Below are 21,405 nucleotides of genomic sequence, written 5' to 3' on the forward strand. Positions count from 1 at the left end.
CCGGGGCCCTCATGGGACTGTTTTCCATCTTCTCCTCCCGCAAGAACGCTGAAGGCGAACGCACCCGCGGCGGCGCCGCGGGCAGTGCCGCCGATGTGGCCCGCGATGCGGTGCGCGGGTCTCGTGCATCCGCGAACACCCGCAGCCGTGCCTCCCGTCGCACTGACGACGATGATGACGGCCTCGACCCCGAGCTCCCGCAAAAGCAACGCGCACGCCGTCGTTTGATCGGCGCGGTGGTTTTGGTTGGCGCCGCCGTGGTCGTGTTACCCATGGTGTTCGATGCCAAGCCTCGCCCGGTGACCGATGCCGTGGCTGTGCAGATCCAGGATCAGCCGGTCGATCGCGGTGCCAAGAATTCGAGCGACGAGCCCAAGGTGGCCAGTCGCCGTTCTGCATCGCGCGGGACGAATGCGCCGCCAGCTCAGGCTCAGGCACTCGACCAAGGTGAAGAGGTGGTCGCCGACAATGAGACCACAGCCGCTGGCGCGAAGGCACCAGCAGTGGCGGCAACTGCGAACACGCCGCCGGCCAAGCCGGCCCCGGCAAAAACGGTCGCCAGCCAGACGCCGCCTGCAGAGCCCAAGCCGGCTGCGAAACCTGCCCAGTCCACACAGCAAGCCGCGGCGCAAAACACCGATGCCAATGGTGGCAAGTTCATTCTGCTGATCGGCGCCTTCGCTTCCGAAGATCGTGCCCGCAACTGGCTGAGCAAGCTCAAGGGCGAGAAGATTCCCGGCTACATCGAACACAAGAAGGTGCCTGAGAAGGGCGATCTGGCCTTGCTGCGTGCAGGCCCGTTCAATGACCGTGCGGCGGCGGAAGCTGCGCAGAAGCGTGCCGAACAGATCGGCCTGACGCCCAAGCTCGTTCAGCAATAACGCCATCAACATGCGGCCCGACGCGCACTCGCCAGATTCGCTGACCCGCTGCGCCGCCTCCAGTCAATTCGAGCCGCTGTCCGATGCATCCGACTTTCTTTGACTACGGCGTCCTGTTCATTGTCGTGACGTCTGCGCTGGTGGGGTTGTTTCGCGGGCTGATTCGCGAAGTGCTGGCGCTGCTTGGCTGGTTGTTTGCTGCGTGGGTGGCGTATTCGTTTTCGGGGGTGGCCGCGGGCTGGATGCCTGAGTCGCTGCCGGGCGGTCCGGTCGTGCGCACCATTCTCGGTTTCGTCCTACTGTTTATCGTGACGGTGATTGCAACGTCGCTGGTGGGGGCCCTGCTCTCGGCTGTACTGTCGAGCGCAGGGCTCAAGCCCGCCGATCGCGGCCTGGGCATGGTGTTCGGGCTGGTGCGCGGTGGCGTGATCATCCTGGTGGTGATGACGGTGGCGGGCTTTACCAGCCTGCCGGAGCAACCGTTCTGGCGCGAGGCGATCACACGGCCGTATGCGGAGCAGGCAGCACAGGCGGCCAAGCCATTGCTGCCCCCGGATGTCGCAAAGTACGTTCACTATTGATCTAGGGCGTCTGGCCACAAGCTAGACGATCCAGAAAGCTTTTCCGGCGCCCGCAACGGGTGTGGGCGCCACCAAATACACGTTCTCGCTGGAGTTCGACATGTGCGGTATCGTTGGGGTGGTTTCAGCCACGCCCGTCAATCAGCTGATCTACGACAGCCTGTTGCTTCTGCAACACCGGGGGCAGGATGCGGCAGGCATTGCCACCGCATCGGGCAGCACTTTCCACATGCACAAAGCCAACGGCATGGTGCGCGACGTGTTCCGCACGCGCAACATGCGTGGTCTGCCGGGCACGAGCGGCATCGGGCAGGTGCGTTATCCGACCGCCGGTTCCTCCAGCGAGGAAGAGGCCCAGCCGTTCTACGTCAATGCGCCGTTCGGGATCGTGCTGGCACACAACGGCAACCTGACGAACTCCGATCAGCTGCGCGAAGAGATGTTCCGGCGCGACCGCCGCCACATCAACACGCAGTCCGATTCCGAAGTGCTGCTTAACGTGCTGGCCGATGAACTGCAACGCGCCAGCAACGACATCCCGCTGGATCGCGATTCCATCTTTACCGCCGTGGAAGGCTTGCACCGTCGCGTGCGGGGTTCGTACGCCATCGCTGCGGAGATCTCCGGCTACGGTGTGCTGGCTGTGCGTGATCCGTTCGGTATCCGCCCGCTGGCGCTGGGTAGCCAGGAAACGCCCGACGGCACGATCGAATACATGGTCGCTTCCGAATCGGTGGCGCTGGAGGGCATCGGCTTCAAGTTCGAGCGCGACGTGGCACCCGGCGAGGCGATCTTCATCGACCTCGAGGGCAAGCTGCACACCAAGCAATGCGCGAAGAACCCGCAACTCACGCCGTGCATCTTCGAATACGTGTACCTCGCGCGTCCGGACTCGCGCATGGACGGCGTCTCGGTGTACGACGCGCGCCTGCGGATGGGCGATTACCTGGCCGAGAAGATCAAGCGCGAGGTAACCGACCCGATCGACGTGGTGATGCCGATTCCGGATTCGTCGCGCCCGGCCGCTATGCAGGTCGCCAACCATCTGGGTGTGCCGTACCGCGAGGGCTTCTTCAAGAACCGCTACGTGGGCCGCACCTTCATCATGCCGGGCCAGGCGGTGCGCAAGAAGTCGGTGCGCCAGAAGCTCAACGCCATGGCGATCGAGTTCAAGGGCAAGAACGTGCTGATCGTCGACGACTCCATCGTGCGCGGCACGACCTCGTCGGAGATCGTGCAGATGGCGCGCGATGCGGGCGCGAAGAAGGTGATCTTCGCTTCGGCCGCGCCGCCGGTGAAGTTCCCGAACGTGTACGGCATCGACATGCCGACGCGCGGCGAACTGGTGGCCTATGGCCGCACGCACGAAGAGATTGCCAAGATCATCGGCGCAGACCAGCTCGTGTACCAGGACGTGGAAGACATGAAGCGCGCCGTGCGTGACGTCAACCCCGCGCTCAAGGACTTCGATGCGTCGTGCTTTGACGGCAAGTACGTGACGGGCGATATCGATGAGGCGTATCTCGATCGTCTGGAGGCCGCGCGCAACAACTCGGCCAAGGCAGATCGTGAAAATGCGCAGAACGATGATCCGCGCACGCAACTGCATCTGCAGCGCTCTGCCGTGAACGAGTAAAGGGTTCTCGGTGCAAAAGAAAAGCCCGTCATTGCGACGGGCTTTTTTGTTGGGTGTCTGGATCGCGCCTCACTTCAGCATGCGACGGCGCAGCAGCCACAGGCACAGCAGCAGCGCGCCCACGGCATACGCTACGAGTACGCCAAGGTGCAGCAGGATGTTGTCGGGCGTGCGGCCCAGCATCAGCGGACGAATCAGATCGACGGCGTGCGGCAGCGGCAGCACGTTCGTGATTGCGCGCACGGGCGCTGGCAATTTCGACAGCGGAAAGAACACGCCTGAGAGCATCATCATCGGCGTGATTACCAGCGTCTGGTAGAACATGAAGAAGTCGTAGTTGGGCGCAAGCGCCGTCATGTTCATCGCCAGGCAGGCAAAGGTGAAGCCGGTGAGCACGATAACGGGCAGCGCCAGCAGCGCCTGCGGCATCGACGCATAGCCCAGTGCACCCGCCACCAGCATGATCGCCAGGCCTGACAGCACGGATTTGCTGGCCGCCCAGATCAGCTCGCCGAGCACCACGTCGCCAAGGCTGAGCGGAGCGTAGAGAATCGCTTCCCACGTGCGCTGCACATGCATGCGCGAGAACGCGGAGTACATCGACTCGAAGCTTGCCGACATCATCGTGCTGGAGGCCACGGTGCCGGCCGCAAGGAAGGCGATGTACGACACGCCCTCGACGCGCCCGACCAGCAGGCCCAGGCCAAGTCCGAGACCAAACAGATAGATCATCGGGTCGGCCAGGTTGCCGGCCATCGATGGAATGGCGAGCTTGCGCCACACCATGAAATTGCGCAGCCAGACGTATTGCCAGTTGCGGAAGTTGAGCGGCAGCAACGGCTGAGGAAAGGCGCGCTGCTGCGCGTGGGTGAGCGTGGTTTCAGTCGACATGGGAGAGTTCGGTCAGTCGCGCATCTCGCGGCCGGTCAGTCGCAGGAACACATCTTCGAGATTGGCGGGGCGGTGCAGGTAGCGCAGGCCGGGCATGGCGTGCGTTTCCGACTGCGTTCGCAGGGCGGTCACCAGCGGCTGCGGATCGCGCGCGTAGCAGAAGAGGGTTTCGCCGCTCGCCTCGACGCGATCGGCCAGCGGGGTGAGCAACGCGCGCAGGGCGTTGAGATCGTCGCCGTAGACCTCCACCACATCGCAGCCGATCTCGCGCATGATGAGCTCTTGCGGCTTGCCTTGCGCAATCTTGCGGCCGTTGTCGATCACGCAGAGCTCGTCGCACAGGCGTTCGGCTTCTTCCATGAAGTGCGTGGTCAGCAGGATGGTCTTGCCCGCGGCCAGCAGCGAGCGCAGGCGCTCCCAGATCAGGTGGCGCGCCTGGGGGTCGAGCCCCGTTGTGGGCTCGTCCATGACAAGGATGTCCGGATCGTTGATGAGCGCGCGCGCCACCGTCAGGCGGCGCTTCATGCCGCCGGAGAGCGCTCGGACCGGCGCGTCGGCCTTCTGTTCGAGTCGCGCGAATTCCAGCAGCCTGGGGATGCGCTCACGGATGGTCGCAGCAGACAGGCCAAAGTAGCGCCCGAAGATGCGCAGGTTTTCCGAGACGGAGAAATCGGGATCGAGATTGTCGAACTGCGGCACCACGCCCACCCGCATGCGCGCACGGTGTGCGGCCTCGGGGACGGGCTCGTCGCACAGTCGCAGGCTGCCCGCGTCGGGCATGGTCATGCCGAGCAGCATGCGCAGCGTGGTGGTCTTGCCCGCGCCATTGGGGCCGAGCAATCCAAAGCATTGTCCGCGCCGGACGCTGAAGCTCAGGTTGTCGACGACGGTCTGGTCGCCATAGCGTTTGCGCAAGCCTTCAACGCTCAGGATCGGTGTGCTGCCCATGCCGAAGCCTTCTTGCTCGTATCGCACGTCACCTCCGTTGCAAAACGCCGATTATGCGCCGGTGGCGGCATATGCGTATGCGATGACTGTGCAATCGTTCGACCTGCGTCAGACAACAAAAAGGGCCAGGCAACACTGCCTGGCCCCGAGCTTGCAGCGCACGCTCTTGCGCGCGCGGATGGTGTTACTTGGTGGCGGCGTTCCCGATCACGCCACCCAGCGCCGCACCACCCAGCGTGGCGCCCGGACCGCCCCAGATGGCCGCCCCGGCGACACCACCTGCGGCTGCGCCCAGCGCAGTATTACGCTGCTTTGGCGTCATGTCCGCGCATCCGCTGACGGATGCCAATGCGGCCGCCAGAATCAAGGATACGAAGGCACGCATAACAAACTCCTTTTGTCGTTTGTGTGCCTTCATTGAAGACCATGCGCGCGCGCATGTGCAGGCGGCGTTGCCTGAAAGGCCTGTCAGCCGATTCCGACACCTCAAGCGCGGTCTGTGTGGGCAAAGTTCCTGGCACTTCTCAGGCCTTGGCAGGCTTTTCCTGGCGCTCGTATTTGAATTCAGGCAGTGCCTTGATGGCGTCCTTGGTGGCACCCGGCAGTACGATCTTGCCCTGCTCGTACTTGAATTGATTCACGGGGATGGCCACGTCGTGACGACCCACGCCCACAAAGCCGCCTGCGCCTACGATCGCGAACGAGACCGCATTCTCCGGCGTCACGATCAGGTCTTGCACGTTGCCCACCTTCTGGTTGGCCTCGTTGTAGACCGGCTTGCCGAGCACCTGCTTTTTCACGCTTACGCCCTGGATGATGGCGTCCAGTTCCGTGACTGATACGCCCAACGCAGCATGGCCCGCGACTTGCGAAAAAGTTGGCGGTGCAGCAGCAATGAAAACCGTGGCGAGCAGAGCAGGGGCGAGGCGTTTCATCATGACTCCGAGGTGTGTGAGGAAGTCGTTTCACTCTAACGCGCACATCCCCGGCACCCCACGTGAGCGCGTCCGAAACGCCTGTAGGACAAACGGGGGATGTCACGGAAATCGGGCTTGCCCGCAGCTAAACTGAAACGCTCCGGCGCTTGCCGGATACATTCACCGATCTCACGAGGGAGAACCCGACATGATGACTCTGGAGCAACTCGGCATTCTGCAACGATCGCAGCTGGAGACCTGGATGGCTGTGACCGAAGAGGCGTTCGACGGCGTCAACCGCCTGATCGGGCTCAATCTCCAGGCCTTCAAGGCAGGCATCGGCGAGACGGAGCACTGCTTGCAGGAAACCGCCGGCGCACAGGATGCCGGCCAATGGTGGAATGCCCAAGCACGTTATCTCCAGCCGGCAGGAGAACGTGTCTCCGGATACACGCGCAATCTCATTGAAATCGGCGTGGAGACACAGAACGGCATCGCCCGCGCGCTGCAGCGTCATGGTGATGAAGTGCGCCGTCAATGGGGTTTTGTGGCAGAAAACCTTGTAGATGCCGCGCCCCCGGGTGCGGAGCTGGCGGTCAACTTCCTCAAGGCTTCGGTTGGCCTGGAAGTCGCGGCCGCGCAAGCCGCAGAGGCGGCCGTGTCCAAGGCAAGTGACGCCGCCGCCAAGGAAAGCGCGGCACGCTGAACCTCCGCTGTACGGGGGAGACCCGTCGGTACCAGGACGACAGCGATTTCGGCGCAGTCCTACAAAACGGCACGGGCGGAGGGCGGTACTCCGCCCGTGCACGCATTTCTACACTTCCTATATGTCCATCAACCTATAGGAGGTGATCATGTCCTATCTCGTTGCGTGGCTCTTGGGTGTTCCCGCGTTCGTGTTGTTGCTGATCTGGCTGTTCGTCCATTAACGCGGACGGACCAGATTTCTCAACACGAACCGGAGGACACATGACTTTCCGAGACGACTGCAAAATCGAGGTTTCTGCCTATGAACTCTCGCCCGAAGCGTGGCGCGCGGAAGTGAGCATCTTGCGTGTCAGCAACGGCGAGATCCTGTTGCCCCGTACCACCGTGCGTGAATCGGCCAATACGTATCCGAGCGCGGCTTCGGCGCTGGAGGCCGCCCGTACCTATGCCGAAGCGATGATCGCGGCGGGGCAGTTCGACTGCAGCCCGTGCTGAGTGAATCCGCGCCCTGCCCGTACGAACGCCATGGGGTTACGTTCTGTTACCAAATCGCCAGCCCCGTATCACCTGTGTCAGCGGTCCTGAATACAATACAGATACCGTATTTCGCGCCGGCTACGGGACTGGTCCGGCGCTTTCAGCTGCAGGTGATACAGATGATTCGACGCAATGTGCTGTGGATTGCAGGTGCAGCGGCATTGGCAGTACTGGCTGTGCCGCAGATGGCGTCGGCGCATGTGAGCGTCGGCATCGGCCTGGGTGTACCGGTGGCACCGGTGTATGTTGCGCCGGCCCCGGTGTATTACCCGCCACCCCCGCCGGCGTACTATCCGCCGCCTCCCCCGCCCCCCGCGTACTACGCGCCTGCGCCGGTGTATTACGGCCCGGCACCGGTGGTGGTGGGCCCGGGCTGGTACCGGTGGGGCCCGCGCTACCGGTGGTACGACGGCCGTCACTGGCGGCACTGGCGTTAATTCGCGCGCCTGCGTGATCAAAGGCTCCATCTGGAGCCTTTTTTGTTGGCCGATCGTCTGGCACCGAATTGGCACGACATCTGCGTGGAGCGCAATGACGGGCAGCCATCGTGACGGACTCCGAAGACGAAGCAGCACGGGGTGGAACCGCGAGCGTGCCTGCCTCTGTCGTGCATCGTCCTCGTAACGCAATGACAAGGAGTCTTCATGCAAGTCACCACGCAACGCTTCGCAACGCGCACCCTGGTCGCAGCCGCAAGCGGTTTGGCCCTGGCGTTGGGCGCGGCGGTCGCGCACGCTGGCTCGATCGATCCGCACCAGGCCGCCGATCGGGTGAGCCGCGCTGATCCATATACCGACGGTGCCAAGCTCGGTAGCCCTGACCCCTATACTGACGGCGCCAGGATAGGCCGTGCCGACCCATACACCGACGGCGGCTGCACCGACCGTCAGCCGTAACGGGGTCGCAGCGGCCTTGCTGCCGCATCGCAACATCATGCCCGGGCGATACCCGGGCTTTTTCTTTGCGCATATTGAGATCGCGGATCGCGTGTTAACGTCATCCGCAAGAAAGGCTGGCGTACGGCGCGAGCGTGACGATACTGGAACGCAGGAATGTATCGGCACTCTTGCGCCGCAGGGGCAGGATCGCGCTGTGGAAGCGACCGACGCCGGTGGCATACTTTTGCTTCGCGCAACGTTGCGCATCTGCATTACAACGACCAAGGAGAACGTCATGAAAACCAAGCCCTGCCTGTGCCAGGAAGATGTCACCAAGATCCTGGATGCCGCCGAGAAGGAAGCGCGCGCACACCAATGGGCCGTGACGATCGCCGTGGTGGACGATGGCGGTCACCTGATGGGCCTGCGCCGCATGGACGGCTGCGCGACCATCTCGTCGTACATCGCGCCGGAGAAGGCCCGGACCGCCGCGCTGGGCCGCCGCGAGTCGAAGGTCTACGAAGACATCATCAACAACGGCCGCATTTCGTTCCTGTCGGCGCCGCATCTGCAGGGCATGCTCGAAGGCGGTGTGCCGGTGATGGTGGAAGGCGTGTGCGCCGGTGCAGTGGGTGTGTCGGGCGTGAAGTCGGCCGAGGATGTGGTGATCGCCAAGGCGGGCATTGCCGCGGTGAACGTGATCTGCTGATACGCAGATCGCACTAGGCGAATCGAAGGGAAGGGCGCGGCGCAGGTCGCGCCCTTTTTGTTTGGGTGGACGGTGAGAGAAAGAACGGCCTTGGCTGGCGGTGGTCCGGCAGACGGGTCTGGGTGTCTGCAACGCGAATGGACGATGGCTGGCTAGCGCCGAAGGTCTCCTGAGAGAGACGTCCCCACAAAAGTCGATGCGTACTGCGTGTTCTGTACTGCGTTATTTGGTCAGGATCAGCTTGCCGAAGCGCGTCACGCGCAGCGTGTACATCGCACCGTTGTGCTGGATGGCCACGGCGCTCTGGCCGGCGAAGAGCTGCTCGGAGGTCATCACCCGCGTGTCGCCGATGGTGGCAGGTGTGGGGGCCATCGTTGCGGACGTCGCCGGCGCAGCGGACGGTGCCTCCGGGCTGGCTGGCCGCTGTCGGGCCACGATGACATGGCGACGGCGAGTCACGGTGCGTCCTGCGTCTTGGTATTCAGCAGCGTTCATGGCGATGTCCTGGCGGGCGGGAAAGCGTTGGCTGGCAAGGTATTTCCAGCGAATGCCAAGCAGTGTAAATGCGAATCGTTATCATTACAAGCATGATCTGACGATGTGCTGACCCAGGACCGAAAAAAAACCGGGCGCGCGGCCCGGTTGTCTGGTGTCGGTGCGGATCAGGTATGCCCTGGCGCCTCGCGCAGCAGGCGCGTGCGCTGATCAGCCCGCTGAGCGCGATAGCGCTCGTAGTGGCGCAGGATGTCGGCGATGATTTCTTCGCCGCGCAGGTATTCGATGTCGTAGCCTTCGCGGCCGTCTTCGAAGAAGGTGATTGGCTCGTAGACGTGCGCATGGTCGGGCTCCGCGGCCTGGCGCGGGGTGATGACCGGCAGCGGTTTGCTGGCGACGCGCACGCCGTAGACGAAGTCGCGGTACGAGGCATCGGGAATGACAAGGCGCACGCTGTCTTCGACTTCGCGCACCTGGGCTTCGATGCCGCGCGCGCCGAGTTCGTCGACGACATCGTTCATGGCCGGCCGCACGTGCTCGGCGAGGAAGGCGCGCACGTCGGCCTCGGTGGCGGGGTGCACCATCTGCGTGAGGCGCTGCCGCCAGCGCTGGCCGCTCCAGTACGAGGTGGCGGGCGCCAGTTCGCGCGAGTAGTGCGCCCGGTCTGCCGACATGCCGCGCCACAGGCCGTAGCAGAGCAACACCATGATGATCGCCACCGGCAGTGCGGCCACCAGCGTCATCGCCTGCAACGCCTTGAGGCCACCGGCCAGCATCAGGATGGCGGCCGTCGCGCCAAGCACCGCGGCCCAGAACAGCCGCTGCCACACCGGCGACTGCGTCGCGCCGCGCGAGGCAATGGTGTCGATCACGAACGCGCCCGAATCGGCCGAGGTGACGAAGAACACCGCGATCAGCACGATGGCCAGCCACGACAGTGCCGTGGTGCCCGGGAAGAAATCGAAGAAGCGGAAGAGCAGCGCATCCACGTTGGTGGCCGTTTGCGCCAGCTTGCCCATGGCTACATGCGAATCGAGCCAGATGGCGCTGTTGCCGAAGGCGGTCATCCACAGCAGGTTGAACACCGTCGGCACGATCAGCACGCCGATCACGAATTGCCGCACCGTGCGCCCGCGCGAGATGCGCGCAATGAACATCCCCACGAACGGCGACCACGATACCCACCAAGCCCAGTACTGGATGGTCCAGCCGCCGAACCAGTCGGCTGCGTTGGGCGGCGTATACGCAAAGGTGCGGAACGACAGGCTGACGAGATTCGAGAGGTAGCTCCCGATGTTCTCGCTGAAGGCCTGCAGCACAAAAGTCGTCGGGCCCGCGATGACGACGAAGGCCAGCAGCAGGAAGGCCAGCGTCAGGTTCAGTTCGGAGAGTCGCCGGACACCGTTGCCAAGCCCCGACGCGGCCGACACGCCCGCGAGCACGACCACCGCGCAGATCAGCGCGACGCGAAATGTATCGGAATCGGTCTGCCAGCCGCCCACCTGGTGCAGGCCTGCGCTGAGCTGCAGCACACCGTACCCCAGCGTGGTCGCAATGCCGGCGATGGTGCCGATGAGCGCGAACGCATCGACGCCGTGGCCGAGCGCGCCGTTGATGCGCTCGCGCAGCAGCGGATACAGGCCCGAGCGCATCGTGAGCGGCAGGTTGTAGCGGAACGCGAAATACGCCAGCGCCAGGCCCATCACACCGTAGACGGCCCACGCATGGAAGCCCCAGTGGAAGAACGTGGTGAGCATCGCCTCGCGCGCGGCAAGGGCCGTTTGCGGTGTCGTTGTCGGCGGCTGCAGGTAGTGTTGCATCGGCTCGCCCACGCCGAAGTACATCAGGCCGATGCCCATGCCGGCGGCGAACAGCATGGCCGTCCACGAGACGAAGCTGAATTCGGGCTCGGCCTCGTCGGGCCCCAGGCGGATGTCACCGAAACGGCTGGCCGCGACGATCACGAGAAACGCCAGGAAGCCCGTGACGGCGAGCATGTAGAACCAGTCGAAATGCGTCGTCACCCATCGCTGGGCAACACCGAAGACAAAGCCGGCCAGTTCGGGTTGAACGGTACAGAGCACCAGCAGCAAGACCAGTACGGCCAAGGCTGGTACGACGACCTGGGGAACAAGGGTGGTCCGTGGCGGCGCAATCGATGCTTCTTGGGAAGGAAGGGACATTCGGAAGGGGGCGAAAGGGAAGGGTTGGTCACAAAAGTACAGGCACGGCGGTCCCAATGCAAATATGGGTGCCCAGAAATGACGAACCCCCGTACGGGGACGGGGGTTCTTGAGCAACGCGGGGGCTGCGTCGGCGCCCTAGTTGCGCTGCGGCTCCGTGACAAAGCCGATGCGTGCGAGGCCGCCGCGCTGGATGGCGGCCATGACCTGCGCCACGCGCTCGTAGCGCACGTTGCGATCGGCGCGCAGGTGCATCTCGGGCTGCGGTTGCTGCTGCGCGGCCTGCACGATGTCGGCCTGCAGCGTGGCTTCGTCAACCGGCTGGTTGTTCCAGAACACCTGACCGTCTGCGTTGATCTCGACGTTTACGCTTTGCGGCTTGGCGTCGTCGGGTTTGTTGGATGCGCGCGGCAGGTCGATCTTCACCGCGTGGTTGATCACCGGAATGGTGATGATGAAGATGATCAGCAGCACCAGCATGACGTCGACCAGCGGCGTCATGTTGATCTCGCTCATCACCTCGTCATCGCTGTCGAAGGATCCGAAGGCCATGGCTGCTCCCTGTTTCCGGCTGAGTTATTGCGGCTTGACCGAAGCCAGGCGCACGCCGGCCTCGTCGCGCGAGGCACCCGGGCGCAGGCGGGCGCCGGTCACGAAGTAGGCGTGCAGGTCATGCGCGAAGCGGTTGAGCTTGGCGATGATGGCCTTGTTGCCGCGCGTGAGCGCGTTGTAGCCGAGCACCGCCGGAATGGCCACGGCCAAACCGAAGGCCGTCATGATGAGCGACTCGCCCACGGGGCCGGCGACCTTGTCGATGGTCGGCACGCCTACGGCGCCAATGCCCAGCAGCGCGTGATAGATGCCCCACACCGTGCCGAACAGGCCGACGAACGGCGCGGTCGAGCCGACCGAGGCCAGCACGGCCAGGCCCGATTGCATCTGGCCGACGGACTCGTCGATGGCGCTTTTGAGCGAGCGCGTGATCCAGTCGGAGATGTCCATCACGTCGTGCAGTTGCGGCTGGCTGGCGCGATGATGCTGCGCGGCCTCACGGCCAGTCTGCGCGAGCGTGTGGAACGGGTTGTCCTTGGGCGAGCCCAGCGTCTGCATGGCGTGGTCGAAATCATCCGAGTGCCAGAAGCGCTTTTCAGCGCCTTGCGCCATCGACTTCAGGCGGACGATGTCCCAGGCCTTGGTGAAGATGACGATCCACGAGGCGAGCGACATGAGCAGCAGCAGAATCGCCGTGGCGCGCGTGACGACATCGCCTTGTGTCCAGAGGTGGGAAAGACCGAGTTCCTGCATGATGAATATCCTGAATTGAGCGAGAAGCTAAGCGAGAAGCGGAATCGAATCAGTTATCGAGCTTGAAGACATACGGCTTGCTGGCCACCACGGGCACGGCATGGCCGTTCTGCTTGTACGGGGTGCACTTGATGGAGCGGGCGGCTTCGGTGGCCGCGCGGTCCAGGCGTGCAGAACCGGACGACGACGTGAGCGCCACGTTGGTGACTTCGCCGGTGGTGCCGATGGAGAGCTTGACCATGGCGCGGCCTTCCTCGCCCATCTTTTGCGACATCGACGGATATACCGGCTGTGGATCGCTGCACTGGATGTCGTTGATGCCTACGCTGATCGGCCCCGATGATACGGGGGCTGGCGCGGGTGCGGGTTCAGCCGGCGGTGCAGGTGGCGCAGGAGGTGCGGCAGGCACCACCGGTGCGTTGTTCGACGGGGGCAGTGTGGGCGCGGGCGTCGGTGTGGGCTTGGGCTGCGCGATGGGCTTGACGATATTGACCGGCTTGGGCGCTTCCTGTTTGACGGGCGGTTGCGGCTGTTGCTTGGGCGGTTCAGGCTGCTTGATGGGCTCCGGCGCGGCCGGAATGATGTGGGCCTGGATTTCCAGCGGTTCTTCGGCAGTCGGGCGCGGCGCGATCAGGCCGAGCTGAATCAGCATCAGCACGCCCGCGTGCAGCAATAGCACGACCACCAGGATCTTGAGAGTACGAGGGTGAATCATCAACGACCGGGAATCGAAAGCAGAAGAAAGAGGTGCGATGCGATGGTGGCGGGATGAACAGCGAAGTCGGCGACAGCTTGAGCGGTACACCGCGTCAGCGCTTGCCGAAGACGATCAGTGAAACCCCAATGCTGATGAGCAGACTCAGGAGCAATTCCATGGCGCCTTGCGTTGGAGCTGACGGGGTCGCCGCCAGCATGACAGGTATTGTAGGCCCGCAACTGCAACAGTGTTGCGACAACCGAGCTCAGTTCGGGTTCAGCCTATTGTGTCGATAGGTAAAGTATAAACGATAATGATTCCCATTTGCGAGGAATTCCATGGCATTCGTGGGGTGAGGCGCACATCCACAAGGCTGATGGCGAAAAACTGCCTGTGCAGGCGGTTGGCCGTGCAAGGGGCTGCGGGCGCGCAACTTGCAAAGACACGGGTCCATCCGGGCTCCGCTGTGCGTACAAACGCGCTAGGATAAAAAGCATTCAAACACGGTGACCGGCCGGCCAACCGTGAAACGGGGAAGAAGGGGGCGACCATGGATGAAGCCAACCTCAGCATGGACGACGCCGACGCTGGTGGTAGCGACGGCACGTTCGTCCCCACAGGCGGCAGGCAGCCCCAGTCGCTGCTGTCGTCGCTCGACTCCATGTGCGCTCAATTTGCGCTGCGCACGGTCTGCGCGATGGGGCTGCGGTTCAACCTGCGCACCAACATCAACGACATCCTTACCGTCTGCGCGCCGGAGTTGATCTGGCCGGTAACGGTCATTCAACGCCTGCAGCGCTTCTTGGCCGCGCGCTGCGCCGACATGCCCGGCTGGCGAGCCGTCGGCAAGCTCGACCTGCCCACCTTCATGGACCGCCATGGCCAGTGGAGCAGCGCCTTCGATGAAGGCTCGCTGTTCTACTACCTCGACGAGTACGTCAAGCATCACGCCAAAGACATGTTCACTGTGTTCGGCGCGTCGTGCGATGCCCTGGGCGAACGGCTTTCCAACGAGCGTGTGCTGCTGGTCGGCAACATCGATATGCTGGCCCGCGTGCTGGGCCTGCCGCCCCACGAGCGTGCGCTGCTGCTGTTTGCGTCGCTGGTCAAATACAAGCGCGACCTGCGCGCAGTGATGGTCGACTGCAAGGTCGCGCACAGCCAGGAAGCGTTCCAGCTGCTTGCCAACCTGGCCGGTGCGAGCACGGCGGAGGTGGCGGCCTCGCTGCGGCCCGGTTCGCGGCTGGAAACGCTGGGACTGATCGAGCCGCCGCTGCCGGAAAACAGCGTCACGGACCTGGGCGACCTGATGCGTATCTCCGACCGCCTGCTGCACGTGCTGCTGGGCGACTACGCCAGCGAAGCGGAGATGATGGCGGTATTCACGCGCCCAGCGCCGCCGACCACGCTGTCGCAATCCGATTACCCCCACGTTGAAACCGACGCTCGCTACCTGACTGCGTTGCTGGAAAACGCTTCGCAGCAGCGCGCAGTGGGCGTGAACATCCTGCTGTACGGTGCGCCCGGCACCGGCAAGACGGAGCTGGCCCGCGTGCTGGCACGCGATGCCGGCTGCGAACTGTACGAGGTGGATTGCCTCGACAAGGACGGCAACAGCCTCACCGGCAAGGACCGCTATCGCTCTCTCCAGGTCTCGCAGGCCTTCCTGCGCGGACGGCCGGGTGCGGTGCTGCTGTTCGATGAAGTCGAAGATGTATTTCCGGGCCCCACGCGCGAGCTGATGAGCCTGTTTGGCCACGACGAGCCGCGCGGCTCCGTCAACGGCAAGGCGTGGGTCAACCAGACGCTGGAGCAGAACCCGGTGCCGGTGATCTGGGTGTCGAACTCCATCCGCCAGATCGACCCCGCGTACCTGCGCCGCTTCCAGTTCCATCTGGAGTTGAAGGTGCCGCCGCCGACAGTGCGCGAGAGCATCATCCGCAAGCACCTGGAAGGGCTGGATGTGTCCGATGCGTTCATGGCCAAGCTGGCTGCACGCAAGACGCTTACGCCCGCACAGATCGACTCCGCCGCACGTTTCGCGCGCCTGACACAGCCGGCAATGGAAGAGTCCGCCGAGTCGCTGATCGTGCGTCAGCTCGACCACGCGGACCAGGCGATGGGGCTGCACCCGGAAGTGGCCGCGCATCGCGTGGTGACCGAGTACAAGCTCGACTACCTGAACCTTGAGACGCGCTTCTCGGTGGAGCGCATCATCGATGCGCTGCGTGCACGCAAGCGCGGCACGCTGTGCTTCTACGGGCCGCCGGGCACCGGCAAGACGGTGCTGGCCGAGCACATCGCTACGCAGCTCGATATGCCGCTGATGATTCGCCGCGCGTCGGATCTGATGAGCAAGTACGTCGGCGAGACCGAGCAGCAGATCGCCGCGATGTTCTCGCGCGCCGAGGACGAGCGCGCGCTGCTCCTGCTCGACGAGGCCGACAGTTTCATGCAGAGCCGCCAGGCTGCTGTGCGCAACTACGAGGTGTCGGAAGTCAACGAGATGCTGCAGGGCATGGAGCGCTTTGACGGCATCTTCATCTGCACGACGAATTTGTTCGATCGGATCGACGAGGCCGCGCTGCGGCGCTTTGCGTTCAAGATCCGCTTCAAGCCACTGGAGCGTGCGCAGCGCGAGCAGATGTTCATTGCGGAGGCGCTGGGTGGCAACGCCGACGCGCTCAAGCCCGTGTGGCGCGAGATACTGGCCTCGCTCGACATGCTCACGCCAGGTGATTTTGCGGTGGTGAAGCAGCAGTCAGTGCTGCTGGGCGAGGCGCTCGACCCCGAGGCGTTTCTGGCGCAACTGCGGCAGGAGCATTCGATCAAGCCGGAGTTGCGCGAGCGGCGGTCGATCGGGTTCAGGTCGACCTAGCTGCGTCGCGGTGATCAATCGACGATGAACAGCCGGGCGCCGTTCTTCGTGTACGACTGATGCGCCTCGGCATCATCGCCCACCTGATAGCTCATGCCGGGCGTAAGCGTGAACTTGCGGCCGTCTTCCAGCATGGTTTCCAGTTCGCCCTCCAGGCAGAACAGGATGTGACCTTTCTTGCACCAGTGGTCGGCCAGGTAGCCGGGCGTGTACTCGACCATGCGCACGCGGATGCGGTTCGGCTCGTCGCCGAAGTAGCGCGTGCGCCAATAGGCCATGCCCGTCTCGCCGGTGTGTTCCGTGCGCCCGACAGCAGACCAGTCGGTCGTATCGAATGCGAAGGGAGGCATCTTCATCGTGGGGGTCCGTTGGCGAATCCAGGGTGCGATCGTAGCAGTGCGCGAGTGCCTTGCGCGACGCATTTCGGATGCACCAAAGGGCGCTTGTTGGTATGCGCCGACGGCATTGCGTTGTGATCAATAATCCCGCCCGCAGGGTGCAATTCCAACGCCGGTGCGGCATCGCTCACTGCCCCCGTCCCGCGCCGCGCAAACTATGCAAACTTTGCATGTTGCTATGCAACATCGACATAACGCGGGTCATCTGCTTGTCTAATATCGTCGCTTTTTACAAAGCGTGACGAAATGGGGCCGCCCTGGTCCTGATGAGATCCGCGTCCCCGCGCGCCGTTCCCTCCGGCCCCGGACCTTCCTGGAGAAAGTCTTGAACACCAAACGTCTGACCTCCCATATCGGGCTGGCAATGCTGCTGGGCATTGCCGTCGGCTGGGGCTGCCACGAATACGCCAAGGACGCGGCAGCGGCCAAGGACATCGCGTCGTACTTCAGCATCATCACCGACATCTTCCTGCGCATGATCAAGATGATCATTGCGCCGCTGGTGTTCTCGACCCTGGTGACGGGTCTGGCGAGCATGAGCGGCGGCAGCGCGGTCGGCCGCGTGGGCTTGCGCGCGATGATCTGGTTCGTGTGCGCATCGGCCACGTCGCTGGCGCTGGGCATGCTGCTCGTCAACTTCTTCCAGCCCGGCATGCACATGAATCTGGCGTTGCCCGATGTGTCGGCCACGTCGGGTCTGAAGACGGGTGACTTCACCCTCAAGGCGTTCATCACGCACGTGTTCCCGCGCAGCATCGTCGAGGCCATGGCCACCAACGAGATTCTGCAGATCCTGGTGTTCTCGCTGTTCTTCGGCGCCGCACTGTCGACCATGAAGAACCCGATGGAAAGCGTGATCGGCCGTGGCCTGGAAGAGCTGACCAAGCTGATGTTCCGCATTACCGACTACGTGATGCGCTTCGCACCGCTGGGCGTGTTCGCCGCCATGGCCGCCGCCATCACGGTGGAAGGCGTGGGCGTGCTGTGGACCTACGGCAAGCTGATCGGCGAGTTCTACCTGGGCCTGGCGCTGCTGTGGGCGATCCTGTTCTTCGTCGGGTATGTGCTGCTGGGCCGCTCGCTGGGCCGCCTGCTGGGCTTGATTCGTGAACCGACCATGCTGGCCTTTGCAACCGCAAGCAGCGAATCGGCCTATCCGAAGACGATGGAAGCGCTGGAAAAGTTTGGCGTGCCCAAGCGCGTGGCGAGCTTCGTGCTGCCGCTGGGGTATTCGTTCAACCTCGATGGCTCGATGATGTACCAGGCGTTTGCGGTGTTGTTCATCGCGCAGGCCTACAACATCCAGATGAGCTTCACGCAGCAAGTCACGCTGCTGCTGGTACTGATGCTCACGAGCAAGGGCATGGCCGGCGTGGCGCGCGCTTCGCTGGTGGTGGTGGCTGCGACGCTGCCGATGTTCCATCTGCCCGAAGCCGGCCTGCTGCTGATCATCGGCATCGACCAGTTCTTCGACATGGGCCGCACGGCTACCAACGTGATCGGCAACAGCCTGGCCACTGCCGTAGTGGCGAAGTACGAGCCAGCGGAAGAAGAGAGCGAAGCCGAAGTGGCCGAGCCTGTCGCGCAGCCGAACCTCGGCTGAGGCCAACAGTGATAACGCCGCCTACCCAGGCGGCGTTTTTTATTCAGGCTGTGAAGCGAGCGAAGCCAGCGCTGGTGCGTCGCCAATGTCGACGCGCTGCGCCATCGGCGCTTCGCCCAACAAGGCGGCCACCATCGCCTGCAGCGGGAGCACATCGCCGGTGCTCATGAAGCGCGGTGATGCCGCGTTGCCTGTGGCCTGCAATTGCGCCGCGGCCAGCGTACGGCCCAAATGCCGTGCAACGGCGTGGCCGGTATCGATCAGCGTCAGCCGATCGCCGGCAATCTCGCGGATGGCGTCTTCCAGAAACGGGTAGTGCGTGCAGCCGAGCACCAGCGTGTCGGCACCAGCATCGAGCATCGGCTGCAGATAGGCCTGCAGCAGTTCCAGCACGGCGGGGGAGTGCGTATCGCCGCGCTCAATCAGGGGGACAAGGCCGTAGCCGGGTTGGCTCAGTACCGTGCAATCACCGGAGGCAGCGGCCAGCAGGCGCGCAAACTTATCGCTGCGCAGCGTGCTTTCCGTGGCCAGCACACCCACCACGCGACTCTTTGACGTTGCGACGGCCGGCTTCAGGCCCGGCTCGACGCCAATCACCGGCACCGCCAGTTTCTCGCGCAGCACATGCACGGCCTGCGCCGTGGCGGTGTTGCACGCGATCACCAGTGCCTTGCAGCCCTGGTCGACCAGCCACTCGCACACACGCAGCGTGCGCTTGGCGATGAATTCGGGAGATTTTTCCCCGTACGGGGCATGGCGGGAATCCGCCAGGTAGAGAAGCGATTCGGCCGGCAGTTCGGCGCGAATTGCGCGCAGGACGGAGAGCCCTCCGAGGCCGGAGTCAAAGACCCCGACCGGTGCCTGCGCGCGTGTCGTCACGATAGCGACGGTAAGCCGATTAAGCAGCTGCGACCGGAATCTTGCCGATCTTCGCTTGCCATTCCGCCGGGCCGGTCTTGTGGACCGAGGTGCCCGAACTGTCCACCGCGACGGTGACAGGCATGTCCTTCACGTCGAATTCGTAGATGGCTTCCATGCCCAGGTCTTCGAACGCCAGCACCTTGGAACCGCGGATGGCCTTCGACACCAGGTACGCCGCGCCGCCCACGGCCATCAGGTAGGCCGACTTGTGCTTCTTGATCGACTCGATGGCAACCGGGCCGCGCTCGGCCTTGCCCACCATGGCGATCAGGCCCGTCTGGGCAAGCATCGTCTCGGTGAACTTGTCCATGCGGGTAGCGGTGGTCGGGCCCGCCGGGCCGACAACTTCATCGCGCACCGGGTCGACCGGGCCGACGTAGTAGATCACGCGGTTGGTGAAGTCGATCGGCAGCTTCTCGCCCTTGGCTAGCATGTCGGCAATGCGCTTGTGCGCGGCGTCGCGGCCGGTGAGCATCTTGCCGTTGAGCAGCAGGGTCTGGCCCGGCTTCCACGAGGCGACTTCTTCCGGCGTGAGCGTGTTCAGGTCGACGCGCTTCGACGTTTCCGTGTTCGGCGCCCACTCGACCTTCGGCCATTGCGACAGGTCCGGCGCTTCCAGCTTGGCAACGCCGCTGCCGTCCAGCGTGAAGTGCGCGTGGCGGGTAGCGGCGCAGTTCGGGATCATGGCGACCGGCAGGTTGGCCGCGTGGGTCGGGTAGTCGAGGATCTTCACGTCCAGCACGGTGGCCAGGCCGCCCAGGCCCTGCGCGCCAATACCCAGCGCGTTGACCTTCTCATATAGTTCGATGCGCAGTTCTTCTGCGCGGTTGCTCGGGCCGCGTGCGATCAGGTCTTGAATGTCGATCGGCTCCATCAGGGCTTCCTTGGCCAGCAGCATGGCCTTTTCAGCCGTGCCGCCAATGCCGATGCCCAGCATGCCCGGCGGGCACCAGCCGGCGCCCATGGTCGGCACGGTCTTGAGCACCCAGTCGACGATCGAGTCCGACGGATTCAGCATCACGAACTTCGACTTGGCTTCCGAGCCGCCGCCCTTGGCGGCAACGATCACCTCCACCGTATCGCCCGGCACGATCGACATGTTGATCACGGCCGGGGTGTTGTCCTTCGTGTTGGTGCGCTTGCCGGCGGGGTCAGCCAAGACGCTTGCGCGCAGCTTGTTGTCGACGTCGTTGTACGCGCGGCGCACGCCTTCGTTGACCATGTCTTCCAGGCTCATCGTGGCGCCGTCCCAGCGCACGTTCATGCCCACCTTCAGGAACACGGTGACGATGCCGGTGTCCTGGCAGATCGGGCGCTTGCCTTCCGCACACATGCGGCTGTTGGTCAGGATCTGCGCGATGGCATCTTTGGCCGCCGGGCTCTGCTCCTGCTCATAGGCGCGGCCCAGAGCAGTGATGTAGTCCATCGGGTGGTAGTAGCTGATGTACTGCAGCGCGTCGGCGACGCTCTGGATGAGGTCTTCTTGACGGATGACGGTCATGGTGGGGGACCAACGTATAGGAATGAGAAACCGGATGCTGGATGTGGCGGGAAGGCAGTGATCAGCACTCCCTGCCTGTGGCCCAGCGGCGGGCGCCGCAGGCTCAGAACAGCCAGAGATCATACACCCAATGTCGGGTGCCGATTGTCCGAGCGGATTCGTCGGAATCGGTGGCGCGACAAGGCAGCGGTGTCAATGTGCGTCGGCGGTCTCGCCCTTGGGATGGGCGTGCGAAACGAGGCGATCTACCCAAGCCATCACGAGTGCAGACACCAGGAACGCCACGTGAATCACCACCTGCCACAGGATCGTGTGCGTGTCTTTCTGGGCCGCATCGATGAAGGTCTTGAGCAGGTGGATCGACGAAATGCTGATCAGCGCCATCGATAGCTTCACCTTCAGCACGCCCGCGTTGACGTGGTCGAGCCATTCCGGCTCATCCTCATGGCCTTCGATGCCGAGCTTGGACACGAAGATGTCGTACCCGCCGATGATCACCATGATCAGCAGGTTGGAGATCATCACCACGTCGATCAGGCCCAGCACGGCGAGCATGATCTTGGTTTCGTCCAGCTCGGTCATGTGCGAGACCAGGTGCCAGACTTCGACGACGAACAGGTACACATAGGCCGCCTGGGCGACGATCAGCCCCAGATACAACGGCAGTTGCAGCCAGCGGGAAAAGAAGATCAGGCGCGGAATCGGGCGCAGCGGAGCAATGGGCGACTTCATGTTCGG

At 63.8% G+C, this 21,405-nt stretch carries 23 protein-coding genes; 10 read left to right on the top strand and 13 right to left on the bottom strand.

All coding sequences use genetic code 11. From position 1 onward, the window contains the following. The first annotated feature begins 11 nt into the window (after positions 1-11). The 3 genes from NG900_RS23150 (at position 12) to purF (ending at position 3,098) form a co-directional block, all read left to right on the top strand. Positions 12-881, top strand: coding sequence for an SPOR domain-containing protein (locus NG900_RS23150; protein WP_252684342.1), 870 nt, complete (start codon positions 12-14; stop codon positions 879-881). 83 nt (positions 882-964) lie between these two features. Next, positions 965-1,462: a CvpA family protein gene (locus tag NG900_RS23155; RefSeq protein ID WP_252684140.1), complete on the top strand. Its 498-nt coding sequence runs from the start codon at positions 965-967 to the stop codon at positions 1,460-1,462. Positions 1,463-1,562: 100 nt separating this feature from the next. After that, complete coding sequence (gene purF / locus NG900_RS23160; RefSeq protein ID WP_252684344.1) at positions 1,563-3,098, top strand: amidophosphoribosyltransferase; 1,536 nt, start codon at positions 1,563-1,565, stop codon at positions 3,096-3,098. A 69-nt stretch (positions 3,099-3,167) separates the two neighbouring features. Here purF and NG900_RS23165 read toward each other — a convergent pair whose 3' ends face one another. The 4 genes from NG900_RS23165 to NG900_RS23180 form a co-directional block, all read right to left on the bottom strand. Next, the gene (locus NG900_RS23165) at positions 3,168-3,989 is read right to left on the bottom strand and encodes an ABC transporter permease (protein ID WP_252684142.1); all 822 of its coding nucleotides are present in this window, start codon (positions 3,987-3,989) and stop codon (positions 3,168-3,170) included. A 12-nt stretch (positions 3,990-4,001) separates the two neighbouring features. After that, complete coding sequence (nodI, locus tag NG900_RS23170; protein ID WP_252684144.1) at positions 4,002-4,964, bottom strand: nodulation factor ABC transporter ATP-binding protein NodI; 963 nt, start codon at positions 4,962-4,964, stop codon at positions 4,002-4,004. Between the two features lie 157 nt (positions 4,965-5,121). Next, positions 5,122-5,322, bottom strand: a complete 201-nt coding sequence (locus NG900_RS23175) for a glycine zipper 2TM domain-containing protein (RefSeq protein WP_252684146.1) — start codon at positions 5,320-5,322, stop codon at positions 5,122-5,124. 139 nt (positions 5,323-5,461) lie between these two features. Next, entirely contained in the window at positions 5,462-5,872 is a 411-nt protein-coding gene (locus tag NG900_RS23180) for a PRC-barrel domain-containing protein (protein ID WP_252684346.1), read from the bottom strand. Positions 5,873-6,062: 190 nt separating this feature from the next. Here NG900_RS23180 and NG900_RS23185 point away from each other — a divergent pair, with 190 nt between their 5' ends. The 5 genes from NG900_RS23185 (at position 6,063) to NG900_RS23205 (ending at position 8,686) form a co-directional block, all read left to right on the top strand. After that, positions 6,063-6,560 (top strand): phasin family protein, encoded by a 498-nt coding sequence (locus NG900_RS23185; protein WP_252684148.1) that lies wholly within the window; start codon positions 6,063-6,065, stop codon positions 6,558-6,560. A 263-nt stretch (positions 6,561-6,823) separates the two neighbouring features. Beyond that, positions 6,824-7,057, top strand: coding sequence for a hypothetical protein (locus tag NG900_RS23190; RefSeq protein WP_252684150.1), 234 nt, complete (start codon positions 6,824-6,826; stop codon positions 7,055-7,057). Positions 7,058-7,218: 161 nt separating this feature from the next. Continuing rightward, complete coding sequence (locus tag NG900_RS23195) at positions 7,219-7,536, top strand: hypothetical protein (RefSeq protein ID WP_252684152.1); 318 nt, start codon at positions 7,219-7,221, stop codon at positions 7,534-7,536. A 207-nt stretch (positions 7,537-7,743) separates the two neighbouring features. Then, on the top strand, positions 7,744-7,995 hold the full coding sequence (locus NG900_RS23200; RefSeq protein WP_252684154.1) for a hypothetical protein: 252 nt from the start codon (positions 7,744-7,746) through the stop codon (positions 7,993-7,995). A 277-nt stretch (positions 7,996-8,272) separates the two neighbouring features. Then, a complete protein-coding gene (locus NG900_RS23205) occupies positions 8,273-8,686 on the top strand; it encodes a GlcG/HbpS family heme-binding protein (RefSeq protein WP_252684156.1) in 414 nt (137 codons plus the stop codon). A gap of 222 nt (positions 8,687-8,908) precedes the next feature. Here NG900_RS23205 and hemP read toward each other — a convergent pair whose 3' ends face one another. The 5 genes from hemP to NG900_RS23230 all read right to left on the bottom strand — a co-directional run bounded on the left by hemP (position 8,909) and on the right by NG900_RS23230 (position 13,384). Next, positions 8,909-9,181, bottom strand: coding sequence for a hemin uptake protein HemP (hemP, locus tag NG900_RS23210; RefSeq protein ID WP_252684158.1), 273 nt, complete (start codon positions 9,179-9,181; stop codon positions 8,909-8,911). Between the two features lie 167 nt (positions 9,182-9,348). Next, entirely contained in the window at positions 9,349-11,364 is a 2,016-nt protein-coding gene (locus NG900_RS23215; protein ID WP_252684160.1) for a BCCT family transporter, read from the bottom strand. A 138-nt stretch (positions 11,365-11,502) separates the two neighbouring features. Continuing rightward, positions 11,503-11,916: an ExbD/TolR family protein gene (locus NG900_RS23220; protein WP_252684162.1), complete on the bottom strand. Its 414-nt coding sequence runs from the start codon at positions 11,914-11,916 to the stop codon at positions 11,503-11,505. 24 nt (positions 11,917-11,940) lie between these two features. Beyond that, positions 11,941-12,669 carry a MotA/TolQ/ExbB proton channel family protein gene (locus NG900_RS23225; protein ID WP_252684164.1) on the bottom strand — a complete coding sequence of 243 codons (729 nt, stop codon included), beginning with the start codon at positions 12,667-12,669 and terminating at the stop codon, positions 11,941-11,943. Between the two features lie 49 nt (positions 12,670-12,718). Further along, a complete protein-coding gene (locus NG900_RS23230; protein WP_252684166.1) occupies positions 12,719-13,384 on the bottom strand; it encodes an energy transducer TonB in 666 nt (221 codons plus the stop codon). Between the two features lie 532 nt (positions 13,385-13,916). On the opposite strand from NG900_RS23230, the gene NG900_RS23235 reads away from it, so the two are divergent. Continuing rightward, the gene (locus tag NG900_RS23235) at positions 13,917-16,244 is read left to right on the top strand and encodes an AAA family ATPase (protein ID WP_252684168.1); all 2,328 of its coding nucleotides are present in this window, start codon (positions 13,917-13,919) and stop codon (positions 16,242-16,244) included. A 14-nt stretch (positions 16,245-16,258) separates the two neighbouring features. Here the strand turns inward: NG900_RS23235 and NG900_RS23240 are convergent, their stop codons facing one another. Further along, positions 16,259-16,600, bottom strand: coding sequence for a DHCW motif cupin fold protein (locus NG900_RS23240; protein ID WP_252684170.1), 342 nt, complete (start codon positions 16,598-16,600; stop codon positions 16,259-16,261). A 367-nt stretch (positions 16,601-16,967) separates the two neighbouring features. Between NG900_RS23240 and NG900_RS23245 the strand changes: the two genes are divergently transcribed. Continuing rightward, on the top strand, positions 16,968-18,245 hold the full coding sequence (locus tag NG900_RS23245; RefSeq protein ID WP_252684172.1) for a dicarboxylate/amino acid:cation symporter: 1,278 nt from the start codon (positions 16,968-16,970) through the stop codon (positions 18,243-18,245). 39 nt (positions 18,246-18,284) lie between these two features. On the opposite strand, the gene murI is transcribed toward NG900_RS23245, so the two are convergent. The 3 genes from murI to NG900_RS23260 all read right to left on the bottom strand — a co-directional run bounded on the left by murI (position 18,285) and on the right by NG900_RS23260 (position 21,399). Beyond that, on the bottom strand, positions 18,285-19,124 hold the full coding sequence (murI, locus tag NG900_RS23250; RefSeq protein WP_252684174.1) for a glutamate racemase: 840 nt from the start codon (positions 19,122-19,124) through the stop codon (positions 18,285-18,287). Positions 19,125-19,143: 19 nt separating this feature from the next. After that, positions 19,144-20,667, bottom strand: a complete 1,524-nt coding sequence (locus NG900_RS23255) for a fumarate hydratase (protein ID WP_252684176.1) — start codon at positions 20,665-20,667, stop codon at positions 19,144-19,146. Positions 20,668-20,859: 192 nt separating this feature from the next. After that, on the bottom strand, positions 20,860-21,399 hold the full coding sequence (locus NG900_RS23260) for a TIGR00645 family protein (protein ID WP_252684178.1): 540 nt from the start codon (positions 21,397-21,399) through the stop codon (positions 20,860-20,862). Between the last annotated feature and the right edge of the window lie 6 nt (positions 21,400-21,405).

Source organism: Ralstonia soli (assembly GCF_023955655.1).
In the GTDB taxonomy this organism is placed as follows: domain Bacteria; phylum Pseudomonadota; class Gammaproteobacteria; order Burkholderiales; family Burkholderiaceae; genus Ralstonia; species Ralstonia soli.

Coding starts and splice junctions, on each gene's coding strand:
- NG900_RS23220 (WP_252684162.1), bottom strand. CDS start 11,916: ATGGCCTTCGGATCCTTCGACAGCGATGACGAGGTGATGAGCGAGATC.
- NG900_RS23260 (WP_252684178.1), bottom strand. CDS start 21,399: ATGAAGTCGCCCATTGCTCCGCTGCGCCCGATTCCGCGCCTGATCTTC.
- NG900_RS23205 (WP_252684156.1), top strand. CDS start 8,273: ATGAAAACCAAGCCCTGCCTGTGCCAGGAAGATGTCACCAAGATCCTG.
- NG900_RS23185 (WP_252684148.1), top strand. CDS start 6,063: ATGATGACTCTGGAGCAACTCGGCATTCTGCAACGATCGCAGCTGGAG.
- NG900_RS23230 (WP_252684166.1), bottom strand. CDS start 13,384: ATGATTCACCCTCGTACTCTCAAGATCCTGGTGGTCGTGCTATTGCTG.
- NG900_RS23190 (WP_252684150.1), top strand. CDS start 6,824: ATGACTTTCCGAGACGACTGCAAAATCGAGGTTTCTGCCTATGAACTC.
- NG900_RS23165 (WP_252684142.1), bottom strand. CDS start 3,989: ATGTCGACTGAAACCACGCTCACCCACGCGCAGCAGCGCGCCTTTCCT.
- NG900_RS23175 (WP_252684146.1), bottom strand. CDS start 5,322: ATGCGTGCCTTCGTATCCTTGATTCTGGCGGCCGCATTGGCATCCGTC.
- NG900_RS23240 (WP_252684170.1), bottom strand. CDS start 16,600: ATGAAGATGCCTCCCTTCGCATTCGATACGACCGACTGGTCTGCTGTC.
- NG900_RS23255 (WP_252684176.1), bottom strand. CDS start 20,667: ATGACCGTCATCCGTCAAGAAGACCTCATCCAGAGCGTCGCCGACGCG.
- NG900_RS23200 (WP_252684154.1), top strand. CDS start 7,744: ATGCAAGTCACCACGCAACGCTTCGCAACGCGCACCCTGGTCGCAGCC.
- NG900_RS23235 (WP_252684168.1), top strand. CDS start 13,917: ATGGATGAAGCCAACCTCAGCATGGACGACGCCGACGCTGGTGGTAGC.
- purF (WP_252684344.1), top strand. CDS start 1,563: ATGTGCGGTATCGTTGGGGTGGTTTCAGCCACGCCCGTCAATCAGCTG.
- NG900_RS23225 (WP_252684164.1), bottom strand. CDS start 12,669: ATGCAGGAACTCGGTCTTTCCCACCTCTGGACACAAGGCGATGTCGTC.
- NG900_RS23150 (WP_252684342.1), top strand. CDS start 12: ATGGGACTGTTTTCCATCTTCTCCTCCCGCAAGAACGCTGAAGGCGAA.
- NG900_RS23195 (WP_252684152.1), top strand. CDS start 7,219: ATGATTCGACGCAATGTGCTGTGGATTGCAGGTGCAGCGGCATTGGCA.
- NG900_RS23215 (WP_252684160.1), bottom strand. CDS start 11,364: ATGTCCCTTCCTTCCCAAGAAGCATCGATTGCGCCGCCACGGACCACC.
- NG900_RS23155 (WP_252684140.1), top strand. CDS start 965: ATGCATCCGACTTTCTTTGACTACGGCGTCCTGTTCATTGTCGTGACG.
- hemP (WP_252684158.1), bottom strand. CDS start 9,181: ATGAACGCTGCTGAATACCAAGACGCAGGACGCACCGTGACTCGCCGT.
- NG900_RS23180 (WP_252684346.1), bottom strand. CDS start 5,872: ATGAAACGCCTCGCCCCTGCTCTGCTCGCCACGGTTTTCATTGCTGCT.